A 14293-nucleotide genomic window follows, 5' to 3' on the forward strand; every position below is an offset into this window, starting at 1 on the left:
AACTTTTGGCCGTGACCTTGCTGTGCGGGATCAGCGGGCCAGGTACTTGCGGACGTCGTCGGCGACCTGGGCCCGGTTGGCCATCCCGTACTTGCGGAGAATGGCGCTGAGGTGGGTCTTGACGGTGTTGAGGCTGATCCCGAGCTCGGCCGCGAGCTGGTCGTTGTCGAGGCCGTCGACGAGCAGTACGGCGACACCCTGCTGCGCCTTGGTCAGGCTCAGGTACCGGTGCTCCGGACCCTCGTCGGTGTCCATCAGCATCTCGATCAGCTCGGACTGGATGTGCTCGGTGGCGTCGACGATCCGGGACAGGTGGCTCTGCACCGCCGCGGTCGGCTCGGCCTCGTTCAGGGCCTCCGCCGCGATCTCCCGGATCGACGCCACCCGGTGCGCCAGGTACTCCATCACGTGGTCGGACGTCAGCACGTTCGGCCCGACGTCGCCGGCCGGCAGCCGGCGCAGCGCCTCCCGGTCCTCGCCTTCCCGGGTCAGCACCCGCTCGACCACCCCGCACAACCACTCGAACGCCCGGATCGCGTTGTCGTCGTAGGTGCTCGCCGCGTAGCTCTGCATCGACAGCATCCCGAACAACTGGTCCGGACCTTCCTTCACCGGCCGGAAGATCGGCACCGTGACGGCGTCCGCCGATCGCTTCTTCACATCCCCGATCGGTACGCCGGCATGCAGAGCGGCCCCGTTGTCGTAGGCGAACCGGTACGTCTGCCGGCGCCGTACCAGCCACGCGGTCTGGCCGTTCGGCCCGAAGATGTGCGTGTCCGGGTCGACGTACAGGCCGTCGTCGTACCCATAGGGGTAGCGGACCCGGCTGTTGCCCTGCAGGAAGCCGACGAAGAACGTGTCGACACGTGCGAACTTGCCGGCCACCACGCGTACGTAGTCGTACAGACCGTAGTGGTCGCTTCGGAACAATGCCTCGATCTTGTGGTACGCCTCGCGCAGGATGATCGCGGTCTCGGCGTCAACCCGCAGCGGGACGCCCTTCTCCCCTTCCACGACAGCGGCTCCCGATACTCTGCTGTATCGATCACTCGACTATGCCGCCGTACTTCGGTTGTTGCCAAGGGCTGCCCGTCAGGCGAGACCAACTGGCGTTGTCGATCCAGATCGACGCGGGTTCGACGTACGGGCGAAGCAGCGCGCTCACCTCGGCGTCGTCGGATCCCTTGAGCTGGTCGGAGGCGATCTTGCGCGCCACTCCGGCGAGGAAGTCGGCCACCTGGACTCGTGAGTCCGTGAACGAGTCCACCTGCTCGAGGCCGGCGAAGTTCGCGGCCCGCAAGGTGCGGACGCGCTCGGGGGACAACGTGGTCTGGCGGTCGTGCGCGACCGCGACCGGCCGGCCGCCGGCGCCCCAGTACTCGACGGCCCGGACGATCGCGGGCAGCAGCGGGTCGAGCGGCGAGACGACGGGTTGCTCGTCGCGGAGCGTGATCCGGAGAAAGTCGTTGGCCGCGATCAGGAACGCTTCGGCTTCCGCCGTACGGCGGGAGGCGTCGTACAGGAACCGGGTCAGCTCCGGACGGGCGCCGAGCCAGGTGACGAGCGCATCGGCCAGGAAGTACGTCTTGTCGACCAGGAACACCCGTGCGTTGCCGAGCAACGGACCGTCGTCCCCGAGCAGCCACAGCAACACCGCGCGGTGCTTGGACCTGAGCAGATGAGTGGCTTTGTACATCGTCGCGGGCGACCGGATCCGCCGCCGCAACTCGGCGACACAGGCGGCCGCGTCGGCCTCGCTGATACAAACGCTCGCATGCGCGAACACGTCGGTCACACCACCGACGAGCTTCTCCCCTTCGTACCCGGACTCGTCACACGCGACCTCGAGAGCCCCCACCGGCTCCACCCGCGCTGCATCCACCACGCCAAGACTCTCTCACCCCCACTGGCGCACTGCACCTGATTACCGCGTGACCCAATCGAGGCCGGCCACCCTCTGGACGGGATGGCTACGCAGTGTCACCCTCACATGAAGTGGGATTTACAAAAGAATGTGCGAACCGTGGGGGGAACCATGGAGAAATTCCGGGAGGGAGAAAAGCTCCGCAAGCGGGTCTGGGTACAGAATGTCGCCGTCAACGCCACCGTGCTGGAAGCGAAGCTGAGGGCGATCCGCGCACGGCAGTCGGGCGACACGACGGTCGACGAGTTGCTCGACGGCGCCGAAGAGTTGATCCGCCGGGCCAAGGACGCGGCCTATCGCGACAATCCCATACCGACGCGGGTCGGGAACTGGGTGCGAGGCACGCTCATCGAGGCGGCGTACCAGAACCTGCATGCTGCCGAGGCGATCCTGGCGGCGCACTACAGCTCCGAAGAGGTCGAGGCAGAGATCCCGGAGGCCGTCGGCCGAGTCGAGGTCTCACTGCATCGCGACGACCTACGCCGACGGGATGCGCGAAGGATCCTCACGATGCCGCCGGAGTCGGACAGGGCGGTGTTACTGAGCAAATTGATCGAGATCGGTTACGCCGCTGCAGACCGGCAACATTCCCGGCTGCGCAGTTTCCGCAACATGATCTTGTTGTCCGCGATCATCCTCGGTGTTTTCGTCGGCCTCTTCGTACTCGCGGTCGCCATGAACCCGACCGCCGTACCGCTGTGTTTTCAGCCCGACGCGGACGGGCCGCAGTACTGCCCGACCGGCGGACAGCCCTCCAGCGACGACGTCCTCGTGGTCGCCCTGCTCGGACTCCTCGGTGCCGCGATCGCAGCCTCGCTGGCGATCAGGAAGGTCACGGGTACGTCAACGCCGTACCACGTCCCGATCGCGCTTGCCGTGCTCAAGGTTCCGTTCGGGGTGGTCACCGCGATCGCAGGCCTGATTGCCATTCGGGGCGAGTTCGTACCAGGCCTGAGCGCATTGGACTCGCAGGCCCAGGTGCTCGCGTACGCGCTGCTGTTCGGGTATGCCCAGCAACTCTTCACTGGACTCATCGACCATCAGGCCGAGGCGGTCCTCGCCCGTGTGCCGGGCAAGTCGGCCGTCGTCGCCCGGCCGGAGGCTCCGGCACAGGCGCTACCCAGACCCGAGACCCACGCCCGACCGGCCGCCGGCACCGTGGAAGGCTGAGCCACAGCAGTCGCGGGTGGTGGGTCCGAGTTCCCGAGTCGCCCTCCCAAGCCTCGGTCGAACTGAACACCACCACCCGCGACCACGGTGTGGGACGCCTAGCTGTGAGCCCCCCGCGTCGTTCGATCCCACGCCCCCTGCGAGATCGGCGACCCCGGACAGTGTCTGCGGCGTCCTCCCCTCCACCCCGTTGACTACACAGTGCCACGGGCGTCACCGCCTGCCTATCGCCCTGGGAATGAAGCCGTTCTGGCCTGGACGTCACCCCGGGAATGAGACTCTCTGTAGTCGTTTACGCAACCGTCGAAGCGCGGAAATCGCCGTCCGGCGGAAACGCCACTGTCACCAACTGGTGTCGAGAGGCTTGCCTTCGGTGTAGCCGGCGGCGGTCTGGATGCCGACGACGGCGCGCTGGTGGAACTCCTCGAGGGTGCCGGCGCCGACGTACGTGCACGAGCTCCGGATGCCGGAGACGATCGAGTCGAGCACGTCCTCGACGCTCGGGCGCTCGGCGTCGAGGTACATCCGGGCGGTCGAGATGCCCTCGCCGAAGAAGCCCTTCCGGGCCCGCTGGAACGGGGTGTCGTCGGCCGTCCGCGACCGCACCGCGCGGGCCGAGGCCATCCCGAAGCTCTCCTTGTAGATCCGGCCGTCGTTGTCGCGATGCGGGTCGCCGGGCGACTCGTACGTCCCCGCGAACCAGGACCCGATCATCACACTCGATGCCCCCGCGGCCAGCGCCAGCGCGACGTCCCGCGGATGCCGTACGCCGCCGTCCGCCCACACGTGCTTGCCGAGCTGACGCGCCCGCTCGGCACACTCCAGTACGGCGGAGAACTGCGGCCGGCCCACGGCCGTCTGCATCCGCGTCGTACACATCGCACCCGGTCCGACGCCGACCTTGATGATGTCCGCACCGGCCGCGACCAGGTCGCTGACGCCCTCGGCGGTGACCACGTTCCCGGCGACGATCGGGACGTCGGGCCCGAGGGCGCGGACCTGTTTGAGCACCTCGAGCATCCGCTCCTGGTGACCATGCGCAGTGTCGATGACCAGTACGTCGATTCCGACGTCCAGCAGCGCCTTCGCCTTCTGCTCGGCGTCGCGGTTGATCCCGATCGCGGCGGCGATCCGGAGCTTCCCGTTGGCGTCGACGGCCGGGTCGTACAGGGTCGCCCGCAGCGCCCGCTGCCGGGTGAGGATGCCGACGATGGTGCCGTCCGCATCGACCACGGGCGCGAGCCGGTGGCGACCGTCGTGCAGCAGGTCGAAGGCATGCTCGGGATCGATCCCGGCGGGCAGGGTCTGCAGCTCGCGGGACATGATCCCGTCCAACTGGGTGAAGCGGTCCACGCCGGCGCAGTCGGCGTCGGTCACCACCCCGACCGGGCGGCCGTCGTCGACCACGATCACCGCGTTGTGACCGCGCTTCGGTAGCAGGTTCAGCGCCTCGCCGACGGTCCCGGTCGGCGGCAGCACCAGCGCGGTGTCGTGGACGGTGTGCCGTTCCTTGATCCAGGCAACGACGTCGGCGACCACGTCGACCGGGATGTCCTGCGGGATCACCGCCAGCCCGCCGCAGCGCGCGATCGTCTCGGCCATCCGGCGGCCGGACACCGCAGTCATGTTCGCCGCGACGACCGGGATCGACGTCCCGCTGCCGTCGCTCGTGGACAGGTCCACGTCCAGCCGCGATACGACCGCGGACCGGTTCGGGACCAGGAAGACGTCACTGAACGTCAGATCCCCGGCCGGCTCTCGATCATGGTGAAAGCGCATGGCATGGCCCCTTCCGGCGGATGGCGTCACCATGGTCCCACGCAGTACCAGCTGGGTCGGGAGCCGGGCGATGAGCGCAATCCTCGAACGAGTGGTCGAGCGCACCATCCTCGACGACCACGACGGCCGCTCCGGCGCGCGCCTCGAACGCGTCCGCCTCGACGACGGGACCCGGCTCGTCGTCAAGTACGCCGATCCTGCTGCAGACCTCACCGTTGCGCTCACTGGCGGTGTCGATCGCGAGCGTCTGTTGTGGTCGTCGGGCGTCCTCGACCGGCTGCCGGCGGGCCTCGGTCACGCGATTGTCGACGTCTCCGACGAGGACGGTACGACGGTCACCGTGATGCGCGACCTGGGCGACGCCGTACCGGGCTGGAAACGCACGCTCACCACGGGTGAGTGCGATCGCATCCTCACTGCCCTGGTGGGTATGCATCGTGCCTTCGCTGGGGACGCTCCTGCCGGCCTCTGCCCGTTGGAAACGCGGCTGACTCTGCTGTCCCCTGAGGTCGCAGGCTCCCAACCCGGCGAACTGCCCCGCCTCATCCTGCGCGGCTGGGACCACTTCGCCGACCTCCTCGACCCGTCAGTCGTCGACGCAGTCTTCGCCCTGCACGCGAACCCGGCCACTCTGGCGACGGCGCTCCGCCGCGGCGGCACCACCCTCCTCCATGCCGACCTCTGGCCCGTCAACCTCGCCTTACTCCCCGACGAGCTCGTCTTCCTCGACTGGGCCTTGGCCACCGAAGGCCCTCCCGCCCTCGACCTAGCCATCTTCCTCTCCGGCTCCGCCGCCCACATCACCCCCACCCGCGAATCCCTCATCACCCGCTTCCGCGCCCTGAACCCCCACATCACCAGACCCGACATAGACCTCGCCCTCCTAGCCGGCCTACTCGACCTCGCCTGGAACAAGGCCCTAGACGCCACCACCCACAAACACCCCCAAACCCGCACCCAAGCCCACGCCGACCTGATGTGGTGGGCCCAGCACGCCCGCCCAGGCCTCGACCACCTCTAGGCGACAGCCCCCGGCGGCCGGCAACCGACACCCCGACTCCCGGCACGTCGACGACCGGCACCCCCGCCGCCTCACCAGTCCCTGAGTCCGGCCGAACCTGCGGTCTTCGTCCTGCACCAGGCGTTCGCCTACCCGTACACCGAGATCGCCGACATGCTCGGCCGCACGCCCGAAGCGATCCGCCAGGTCGCCCACCGGGCTCGCGAGCATGTCACCGCCCAGCGCCCCCGCTACCGAGTCACCGCCCGCGTCCAGCAGAAGGCGACCGAGCGCTTCATCGAAGCGACCCTCGGCGGCGACCTCGAAGCCCTGCTCGACGTCCTGGCCCCCGACGTCACGCTGTGGACCGACGGCGGCGGCAAGGGCCCCGCCACCAGCCTGCTCCCCGTACACGGCCGCGACACCGTCGCCGACCTGCTGATCACAGTCGCCCTGAACGTCCCCGCCGACGCAACCGTTGCCTACCGCAACATCAACGGCGACCTCTCAGCCGTCCTCTTCACCGCCGGCTCCCCCTTCGCCGTCCTGATCCTCGACCTCGACGGCCCCACATCACCGGCGTCTACTCCATCACCAACCCCGACAAACTCACCCGAATCTGACAAAACCGGCTCCGCGGGACGCAGGGTCGGACTTCTGTCAGCTAAGACTCAGGCGTTCGCAGCTCGGCCGCCCAGGCTGTAAAGAACTTCCGCAACGCAGCGGTTTCCTCAGCATTCACGGGCAGTTCGTCGTCGCCGAACCGGGACACCGCACCGGTCATGTCAGCGAAGACAGCTAGGCTGAACCCGGCGTCCACCTCGGCGGCCCAGGCCAGCAGGCGGTCCTTGTCGTACCGCTGCGCCAAGACGTACACGTCCGCGAAATCCCGGGCCTCGCCTCGATCGAAGAGCGCGATCACCTTGCGGCCGGCATGTTCTTCGAGACCGAACGTCGGGCCCGCGACGCTCGCAGTTTGATGGCCCGTTGGGCGCCGAGTCGAGCGCGAGGTCGACCAGCAGATCTTCGGGGCCGCAGACTACGATCCGGCAGAACGTGTCGCTGTCATGCACCCGATCTACCGTCCAGCCTCGGGCCTGCACCGCAGCCTCGAAGGCATCTCGGGCCGCCGCAACGTCCCCACGACCAGGCCCGGTGAAGAAGTCGAGATCCCGGGTCGGCCGGCTGGTGAGGCGCTGGGCTGCCAGCGCTGCGCCTCCGGCGAGCAGGAACCCGGCGCTGGCCGGCAGACTGAAGAACATCTGCGCGACGTCGAGCTGGAACGGGGTCAGACCGCCTGGGACATCGGCCGAATCGGCGGTCACGCCGCCGCCACGATCGCGTCCTCAACCGTTTCTGCCCAGGCGGCACGGACCGCGCGCGGGAGCACCAGGTCGTCCCACAGGTCGATGAGAAGGGCACCATCGACGTACTTGAGGATGTCTTCAGGGCCGCCTTCGCGCAAGACGATCTCGTACGCCCGCGCTCGCTGCGCCCGGTCCCGCAGGTTGAACTGCCTTCCCGGGTCGGACCAGTTCAGATGCAGCGGGAGCTTGACGGATGCCAGCGCCTCCTGGATCGGGAGTCTGGGCAGTGTCGTAGGCACCACGATCACACGACCCCGGGACGTTCCACGCTCGACGAAGGTCACCCGCGGTCGGATGTCCAGCTCGAAGCCGGCTTCTCCGAGCAGTCGCGTCGCTGTCTCCAGCGTTGGCGACTTCCTGCCGTGTTCGTAGGCCGACAAGGTCGGGCGCGACGTACCGGCCCGTCGGGCAAGCTCCTCCTGGTTCAGGCCCGCCTCCCGCCGAGCGCGTCGCAGTATCTCCGCTGTGCTCATGGATCCACCACCCTCGATGTATCCGAAAGGATACCTCACAGATTTCAGACAGCAGAAGGCCGGCTCCCTCTGGCGTGAGGGAGCCGGCCTGTGTGCTGGTACGGCGGTCAGCGGAGGTCGAAGCGGTCGAGCTCCATGACCTTGGTCCAGGCGGCGGCGAAGTCCTCGGCGAACTTCTGCTTCGCGTCGTCGCTGGCGTAGACCTCGGCGACGGCGCGCAGTTCGGAGTTGGAGCCGAAGACCAGGTCGGCGCGGGTGCCGGTCCACTTGACCTCACCCGACGCGTCACGGGCCTCGAAGACCTCCTGGCTGTCGTCGACCGCGGTCCACTCCGTGCCCAGGTCGAGAAGGTTCACGAAGAAGTCGTTGGTCAGCGAACCCGGGGTGTCGGTGAAGACGCCCAGCTTCGAGCCGTCGTAGTTCGCGCCCAGCACACGCAGGCCGCCGACCAGGACAGTCAGCTCGGGCGCGCTCAAGGTGAGCAGGTTGGCCTTGTCGAGCAGCAGGTACTCGGCCGGCAGCCGGTTGCCCTTGGCGTAGTAGTTGCGGAACCCGTCGGCGGCCGGCTCGAGCGCGGCGAAGGAGTCGACATCGGTCTGCTCCAGCGACGCGTCCACGCGGCCCGGGGTGAAGCCGACCTGTACGTCGTACCCGGCGTTCTTGGCCGCCGCTTCGACACCCGCCGTACCGGCGAGCACGATCAGGTCGGCCAGCGAGACCTGCTTGCCGCCGGCGGCGTTGAAGGACTTCTGGATGCCCTCGAGCGTGTTCAGCACGGTGGCCAGCTCGTCCGGGTTGTTGACCTCCCAGCCGCTCTGCGGCTCGAGGCGGATGCGGGCGCCGTTCGCGCCGCCGCGCTTGTCACTGCCGCGGAACGACGACGCCGCCGCCCACGCGGTCGAGACCAGCTGCGCGACCGACAGGCCCGACGCGGTGACCTGAGCCTTCAGGGCGTCGATGTCGGCGGCGTCGATGAGCTCGCCCTCGACCGCCGGCAGCGGGTCCTGCCAGATCAGCGTCTCGCTCGGAACCTCCGAGCCGAGGTAACGCACGACCGGACCCATGTCGCGGTGGGTCAGCTTGAACCAGGCGCGGGCGAACGCGTCCGCGAACTGGTCCGGGTTGTCCTTGAAGCGCCGCGAGATCTCCTCGTAGATCGGGTCGAAGCGCAGCGACAGATCGGTCGTCAGCATCGTCGGCTTCTGCTTCTTCGCCGCGTCGTAGGCGTCCGGGATGATGTCCTCGGAGTCCTTCGCCACCCACTGGTGCGCGCCGGCCGGGGACTTGGTCAGCTCCCACTCGTAGCCGAACAGGATCTCGAAGAAGTCGTTGCTCCACTCGGTCGGCGTCGTGGTCCAGGTGACCTCGAGGCCGCTGGTGATCGCGTCCTTGCCCTTGCCGGTGCCGTAGGTGCTCTTCCAGCCGAGCCCCTGCGCCTCGATCGGCGCACCCTCCGGCTCCACCCCGACGTGGTCGGCCGGGCCGGCACCGTGGGTCTTGCCGAACGAGTGGCCGCCGGCGATCAGCGCGACGGTCTCCTCGTCGTTCATCGCCATCCGGCCGAAGGTCTCGCGGATGTCGCGGGCCGCGGCGATCGGGTCCGGGTTGCCGTTCGGGCCTTCCGGGTTCACGTAGATGAGACCCATCTGTACGGCGCCGAGCGGGCTCTCCAACTCGCGGTCGCCGGTGTACCGCTCGTCGCCCAGCCAGGTGGTCTCCGGACCCCAGTACACGTCCTCGTCCGGCTCCCACACGTCCGCACGGCCGCCGGCGAACCCGAAGGTCTCGAAGCCCATCGTCTCCAGCGCGACGTTCCCGGTCAGGATCATCAGGTCGGCCCAGGAGATCTTCTGACCGTACTTCTTCTTCACCGGCCACAGCAGCCGGCGGGCCTTGTCCAGGTTGCCGTTGTCCGGCCAGCTGTTCAGCGGCGCGAACCGCTGCTGGCCCGCGCCGGCGCCACCGCGGCCGTCGCTGATCCGGTACGTGCCCGCGCTGTGCCAGGCCATCCGGATCATGAACGGGCCGTAGTTCCCGAAGTCGGCCGGCCACCAGTCCTGGGACGTGGTCAGCACCTCGGCGATGTCCGCCTTCACCGCCGCCAGGTCGAGGGTCTTGAACTCGGCCGCGTAGTCGAACTCCTCGCCGAGCGGGTTCGCCACGGCCGGGTTCTTCGCGAGGATCTTCAGGTTGAGCCGCTCCGGCCACCAGCCGCGGTTGCCGCCGCCCTGGGTCGGGTGCGGCGCCCGGGTGGTGTGCGCGACCGGGCACTTGCCCTGGCTCTCCGTGGACGCTTCCGCCGGCAGCGGCGGGTGGTTCTCAGACATCGGATCCCTTCCAGACTGGACGTTTCGAGGAAGTCATGAACTACGTGCGGTGGAGCAGTCGGAGCACAGGCCCCAGTAGATGACCTCGGCCTCGTCGATGACGAACCCGTGGTCGTCGGACGCGGTCAGGCACGGCGCATGACCGACCGCACAGTCGACATCGGCGATGACACCGCACGACCGGCAGACGACGTGATGATGGTTGTCCCCCACCCGCGACTCGTACCGCGCGACCAGGCCGTGCGGCTGAATCCGCCGTACCAGCCCGGCTGCGGTCAACGTGTGCAGCGAGTCGTACACCGCCTGGTGCGAGACCTCGGGAAGTTCGTTGCGCACGGCACCGATAATCGAGTCCGTGTCGGCATGCGGATGCGCATGTACGGCGCCCAGCACAGCCAACCGCGGCCGAGTCACCCGCAGCGCAGCGCCCCGCAACAACCCCTGAAGCTCCTCACCCGACGGCACGCCCCGAGTCTGCCCCCTTTTCTGGAACCAGTCAAGATTAGCTTCCACAGCATGTTGCCGGTGTCGCCCCCACGCGCCAGCTCCACGCGCTCCTACGTCGCGTGCTCGGCCGGCGCTCCCACCCGCCCCTCTTGCGCGGCTACCACCGCTCGTCCGACCACACTTGCGATCCGCAAACCGCAATCAGCCCACGCAGCCGCCACGCCCGCTCCTGCGTCGCGTGCTCACGGCTTGCTGGATCCCGGGTTCGGCGGGCTCCGGGTTCAGGAGTTGGCTGGCTGGAAGAGTTTCCACTGGCCTTCGGAGACGATTTCGACGGTGCCGTCGACCACCTTGATCGCGGTGTCGTCGTCGATTGCGTACGTCGGCGCGGGAATCCTCGCCGCCCACTTCTCGGCGTTGGCAAACGAAGCGTCAGGATGGTGTTCGTGCTCCAGGTGCGGGATCACCCCGAAGTCGACGAGTCCCGTTCCCTGACCCGTGACCAGGATCCTGTCGATGTCGCCCTGGGGCGTGCTGAAGACCACCTCTTCCAACTTCAGCGGTCCATCGTTCACGCGGGGCGGATCGACGTACGTCTCGACGAACGTCGAGGTGGCAGCGATGCTCCCCGCGCTCACCCCCACGTACACCGCATCAGAGCGCAACGTCGGCAGGAGATCAGCCAGACCCGACCGCCGCATCCAATTAGCGAGGAACAACGGGTCACCACCCCAGACCAGCAGCGCATCGGCCTCCCGAACCGTCGGCACCCAAGCCTCCTCCTCGATACTCGGCAGCACCGACAACTCCAGAATCCCCAACGACTTCCAGCCCAATTCAGCCAACCGCGACGGCCCCTTACCGGAGAGCGCCCGCCACGCCGCCCCGGCCCCACCAGGGAACGGATAGATGGCCGTGGGGATGAAGAGAGCGCTGGACTCTTCGATCGACTTCCCCAACAAATCAACCAACGCATCCCGGATGCTGTCGTTCTTGATCCCGCCAGACGTAAGAAGAGCTCGCATTCTCCTACCTTCCTATTTCCCGTCACAGCATTCGATCAACCCGAATCGACCTGAGCCCAGCGCCACCGGCCAAAGGCCGTACCCATCGGGAAGCGCCATACGGATCTCTGTGCAGTCGACCCGAACGCGGTGTTCTCCCCACGCACAACCTGCACGCGCCTTCGACACCTTCCCCGGGCACGCGCGCACCGTACCCCCGGATCGTCAACCGTCGCCAGAAGCCAGCGTGCGCCTATCTCGCCCCGCGCTGAATCGCCCGCTGCCGCCATTCCTCGGTCCGGTCGCGACCGCGACGCCCGACGTACATGGTGAGATCACCGATCAGACCCTGTGCACTCATTCGAAAGGTCTCTCTGGTCCCGAAGTGGCCCATGAACGCGTGCGGCTCCGTGCGGTGGTCGGCGCAGAGTTCGATGATGCGCTTCTCAGCCGAGGCAACTTTGTCGAAGGGAGCACCGAGCCGCAAATGAGCGTCCAGCCGCCCAAGGCCAGATGTGGTGAGCCCAATCTTGAGCAGCCGACTCCCGCGGGCCTGGAACCGCACAAGGTAAAGAAGCGCCGGCCAAGCGGGGTCTCGCGCGGTGGACCGTCGCCATGGTTCGCCACCACAGAAGTAGCACAGCGGCGGCGCACCCTCACCTGTCTTGGGATCCGTCCGCCGGAATTGCCACGCCGGCACGATCGCGCCGCACGCTTTGTGCCGATACCAGACGGACGAGGCGAACTCGGGTCGGCCACCGGTGTTCAGCAGATGGTGCCGCGCGTAGGCGACCAACTCGAACCCTGCGGCGAGTTCCTCCGTACGGCGCTCAGCCAGAAACCGATCGTCCGACACCTGGCGAATGTCGCACTCGAAGCACGGCCGACGCTCGCCACGATGCACCATCACGCGATGCCCGCAGTTCGAGCAGGTCAGAAGATCGACCGGGAACTCCGGGATCTCGCGAGCCCGAATCCCACGAGTGCACGCCCTGCAGTACGACCGGCATCGATCGACACGGCGACAGCAGACCAGGTCCGGTGTCGCACGCTCACATCCCGGGCTCCGACAGACTGACACCGCCCCTCCTCTCGCTCAGAACGTTGCCGATTCGACGTATCCAGGATGGACTGGAACAGGTAGACCGACGCGAAATCCTGGGAGGACGAGTGTGGACTGGCTGACCAGACACTGCACGGAGGTCAAGGCCGTGTTCGATCTCCTCGGGCACGATGAGAACGACCTGACCGCCGCACTCGGATTCACGCTCCCACATTGCGACGACTTGCTCGAAGCAATCGTTCGCCGTACCGCACCAGGAATCGGCCGCCCGGATCGGAACCAGATCGCGATCGATCTCGAGGTCCGCGACCAGGTCGGCCGCACCGACCTGGAGGTCGCCTGTCCCAAGCCAGCGAGGCGCTGGCCAGGACCCAGCTGCCAGCGGAGATCGATGGGGTACCTAAGGTCCACCTGCCGTGGCTGCACGTTCTGGCCGGCATCGTCGCGGTGCGGTCGGCCTGCCGCGGCCGCGAGCGCTTCTGGCTCGACCAGCTCGACACCTACCTTGCAGGAGTGATCAACGTGCGAAGCGTGGCCGACAGCTGGACATACTGCGTCGCCGTGAACGACCAACAACCCGGTGGCGGCGGCCCACACACGTTCCGCCAGTTCGTCACCGACGAACACTGCTACTTCCACCCGTACGGCGTCAGCGGCTGGCCAACCGAACCACCCAACTTCATCGCGTTCCGATGGCAAGGCTCAGTCCACCGAGTCCGACCGCCGAGGTGGTCCCCAGCCTCCTGGAACGCTGGCCCGACATCCCACCAACCGAGGACACGACTCGACCCCACGCAATCTACGACCTGGGTCCACGCATTCCCCCATTCGACCCGATCCCCAACGGCGCCCAGTACCGCGCATCCCGCCTCTGGGTCCTACTGGACCAACTACAAACCTCCCCCGCCCTCGCCCAAACAAGGGCCCTCAACGCCTGACCCCATCGACCGAACTCACTCTCCACTGAAGTTCGTTGCGCCAAGCATCGATCGACACAGCTGCGCCTCGGGTGACGACGCGTGAGGTAGTCAGCTGTAGTGGGTACGGTCGAGGCAGTTCAGGAAGTTCGTCTCAGTCAGCCGGGTGTTCCAGATCCAATGCGTCCGGTCACTTGGTCGCAGCTCGTAGGAGTTGTCGCCGGGCACGTACCAGGAGAACGTCTCGACCTTCGCCGCGCGCAGGGCCAGCACCTCGTCGATCGCAGGAACCAGGTCGCTGTCCAGTGACGCGAGAATCACCAGATCGACATCGTCGCGCAGTGCGTGCCGCACCAACGCGAGTGCGCACAGCACGTCGACGCCCTTCTCCGATGGTGGACCGGACGGGATCTTGGTTCCGGTGACCGGATCGCGGAGCGCCTTTCCGTCGCCGTCGTACAGGTAGCGGTACTTCAGCGGACGGAGGGTCACCGTGACTCGCTTGTCGCGTTCCCAGTGTGCTTTCTGTGCCTGATTCCGGGCGTAGGCCTTCGGCTCGTGATCGGGGCTCGGCTCGCCGCGATACACATCCACCCGTCGAAGCACAGCATGTGGATATCCCGGACGCTGCCGTGAATTGCGCACGTGAAGCAACTGCTGAGCGAAGAACAGTGGATCGACCAGTACCTCGTGCTTCGGCCCGTACTTGGTCTTCTCGAAGCGTTGGTGTCCGGTGAGGTGCACGTTCTGGTAGTCGATCACCACAACAGCACGCAGGTCGGGCATCAGGCGTTATCCCCCAGGAAATGAAAAACCCCACCA

At 67.3% G+C, this 14293-nt stretch carries 13 protein-coding genes and 1 pseudogene; 3 read left to right on the plus strand and 11 right to left on the minus strand.

Annotation, left to right across the window (positions count from 1 at the left end; genetic code table 11):
- Positions 1-30 precede the first annotated feature (30 nt).
- Together ACIBGM_RS22610 and ACIBGM_RS22615 are read right to left on the minus strand one after the other, a co-directional pair.
- Positions 31-1014, minus strand: coding sequence for a LuxR C-terminal-related transcriptional regulator (locus tag ACIBGM_RS22610; protein WP_360525417.1), 984 nt, complete (start codon positions 1012-1014; stop codon positions 31-33).
- Between the two features lie 31 nt (positions 1015-1045).
- Positions 1046-1885 (minus strand): hypothetical protein, encoded by an 840-nt coding sequence (locus ACIBGM_RS22615; protein ID WP_396386677.1) that lies wholly within the window; start codon positions 1883-1885, stop codon positions 1046-1048.
- 150 nt (positions 1886-2035) lie between these two features.
- Here ACIBGM_RS22615 and ACIBGM_RS22620 point away from each other — a divergent pair, with 150 nt between their 5' ends.
- On the plus strand, positions 2036-3094 hold the full coding sequence (locus tag ACIBGM_RS22620) for a hypothetical protein (protein WP_360525423.1): 1059 nt from the start codon (positions 2036-2038) through the stop codon (positions 3092-3094).
- A 342-nt stretch (positions 3095-3436) separates the two neighbouring features.
- Here the strand turns inward: ACIBGM_RS22620 and ACIBGM_RS22625 are convergent, their stop codons facing one another.
- A complete protein-coding gene (locus ACIBGM_RS22625; protein ID WP_396386678.1) occupies positions 3437-4873 on the minus strand; it encodes a GuaB1 family IMP dehydrogenase-related protein in 1437 nt (478 codons plus the stop codon).
- A 70-nt stretch (positions 4874-4943) separates the two neighbouring features.
- Between ACIBGM_RS22625 and ACIBGM_RS22630 the strand changes: the two genes are divergently transcribed.
- Positions 4944-5894 (plus strand): phosphotransferase, encoded by a 951-nt coding sequence (locus ACIBGM_RS22630; RefSeq protein ID WP_396386679.1) that lies wholly within the window; start codon positions 4944-4946, stop codon positions 5892-5894.
- Between the two features lie 81 nt (positions 5895-5975).
- On the plus strand, positions 5976-6578 hold the full coding sequence (locus ACIBGM_RS22635; RefSeq protein ID WP_396386813.1) for a sigma factor-like helix-turn-helix DNA-binding protein: 603 nt from the start codon (positions 5976-5978) through the stop codon (positions 6576-6578).
- Here ACIBGM_RS22635 and ACIBGM_RS22640 read toward each other — a convergent pair.
- The 8 genes and pseudogenes from ACIBGM_RS22640 to ACIBGM_RS22675 all read right to left on the minus strand — a co-directional run bounded on the left by ACIBGM_RS22640 (position 6538) and on the right by ACIBGM_RS22675 (position 14257).
- A complete protein-coding gene (locus ACIBGM_RS22640) occupies positions 6538-6897 on the minus strand; it encodes a nucleotidyl transferase AbiEii/AbiGii toxin family protein (RefSeq protein WP_396386814.1) in 360 nt (119 codons plus the stop codon). The two genes, ACIBGM_RS22635 and ACIBGM_RS22640, sit on opposite strands and share 41 nt — an antisense overlap.
- 61 nt (positions 6898-6958) lie before the next feature.
- Positions 6959-7135 (minus strand): annotated as a pseudogene (locus tag ACIBGM_RS22645) (nucleotidyl transferase AbiEii/AbiGii toxin family protein); the annotation flags it as partial.
- 59 nt (positions 7136-7194) lie between these two features.
- On the minus strand, positions 7195-7713 hold the full coding sequence (locus ACIBGM_RS22650; protein ID WP_396386680.1) for a helix-turn-helix transcriptional regulator: 519 nt from the start codon (positions 7711-7713) through the stop codon (positions 7195-7197).
- A gap of 107 nt (positions 7714-7820) precedes the next feature.
- Positions 7821-10040: a catalase/peroxidase HPI gene (gene katG, locus ACIBGM_RS22655; protein ID WP_396386681.1), complete on the minus strand. Its 2220-nt coding sequence runs from the start codon at positions 10038-10040 to the stop codon at positions 7821-7823.
- Positions 10041-10073: 33 nt separating this feature from the next.
- On the minus strand, positions 10074-10505 hold the full coding sequence (locus tag ACIBGM_RS22660) for a Fur family transcriptional regulator (RefSeq protein ID WP_360525438.1): 432 nt from the start codon (positions 10503-10505) through the stop codon (positions 10074-10076).
- A gap of 263 nt (positions 10506-10768) precedes the next feature.
- Positions 10769-11512, minus strand: a complete 744-nt coding sequence (locus ACIBGM_RS22665) for a Type 1 glutamine amidotransferase-like domain-containing protein (RefSeq protein ID WP_396386682.1) — start codon at positions 11510-11512, stop codon at positions 10769-10771.
- Between the two features lie 232 nt (positions 11513-11744).
- Complete coding sequence (locus ACIBGM_RS22670) at positions 11745-12347, minus strand: hypothetical protein (protein WP_396386683.1); 603 nt, start codon at positions 12345-12347, stop codon at positions 11745-11747.
- Positions 12348-13582: 1235 nt separating this feature from the next.
- Positions 13583-14257: a hypothetical protein gene (locus ACIBGM_RS22675; protein WP_396386684.1), complete on the minus strand. Its 675-nt coding sequence runs from the start codon at positions 14255-14257 to the stop codon at positions 13583-13585.
- Between the last annotated feature and the right edge of the window lie 36 nt (positions 14258-14293).

This window comes from Kribbella sp. NPDC050470 (assembly GCF_044458365.1).
In the GTDB taxonomy this organism is placed as follows: Bacteria; Actinomycetota; Actinomycetes; order Propionibacteriales; family Kribbellaceae; genus Kribbella.

Bases quoted from the DNA above. Each gene is read 5' to 3' on its own strand.
- ACIBGM_RS22620 (WP_360525423.1), top strand. From the start codon at position 2,036: ATGGAGAAATTCCGGGAGGGAGAAAAGCTCCGCAAGCGGGTCTGGGTA.
- ACIBGM_RS22625 (WP_396386678.1), bottom strand. From the start codon at position 4,873: ATGCGCTTTCACCATGATCGAGAGCCGGCCGGGGATCTGACGTTCAGT.
- ACIBGM_RS22630 (WP_396386679.1), top strand. From the start codon at position 4,944: ATGAGCGCAATCCTCGAACGAGTGGTCGAGCGCACCATCCTCGACGAC.
- ACIBGM_RS22650 (WP_396386680.1), bottom strand. From the start codon at position 7,713: ATGAGCACAGCGGAGATACTGCGACGCGCTCGGCGGGAGGCGGGCCTG.
- katG (WP_396386681.1), bottom strand. From the start codon at position 10,040: ATGTCTGAGAACCACCCGCCGCTGCCGGCGGAAGCGTCCACGGAGAGC.
- ACIBGM_RS22665 (WP_396386682.1), bottom strand. From the start codon at position 11,512: ATGCGAGCTCTTCTTACGTCTGGCGGGATCAAGAACGACAGCATCCGG.
- ACIBGM_RS22675 (WP_396386684.1), bottom strand. From the start codon at position 14,257: ATGCCCGACCTGCGTGCTGTTGTGGTGATCGACTACCAGAACGTGCAC.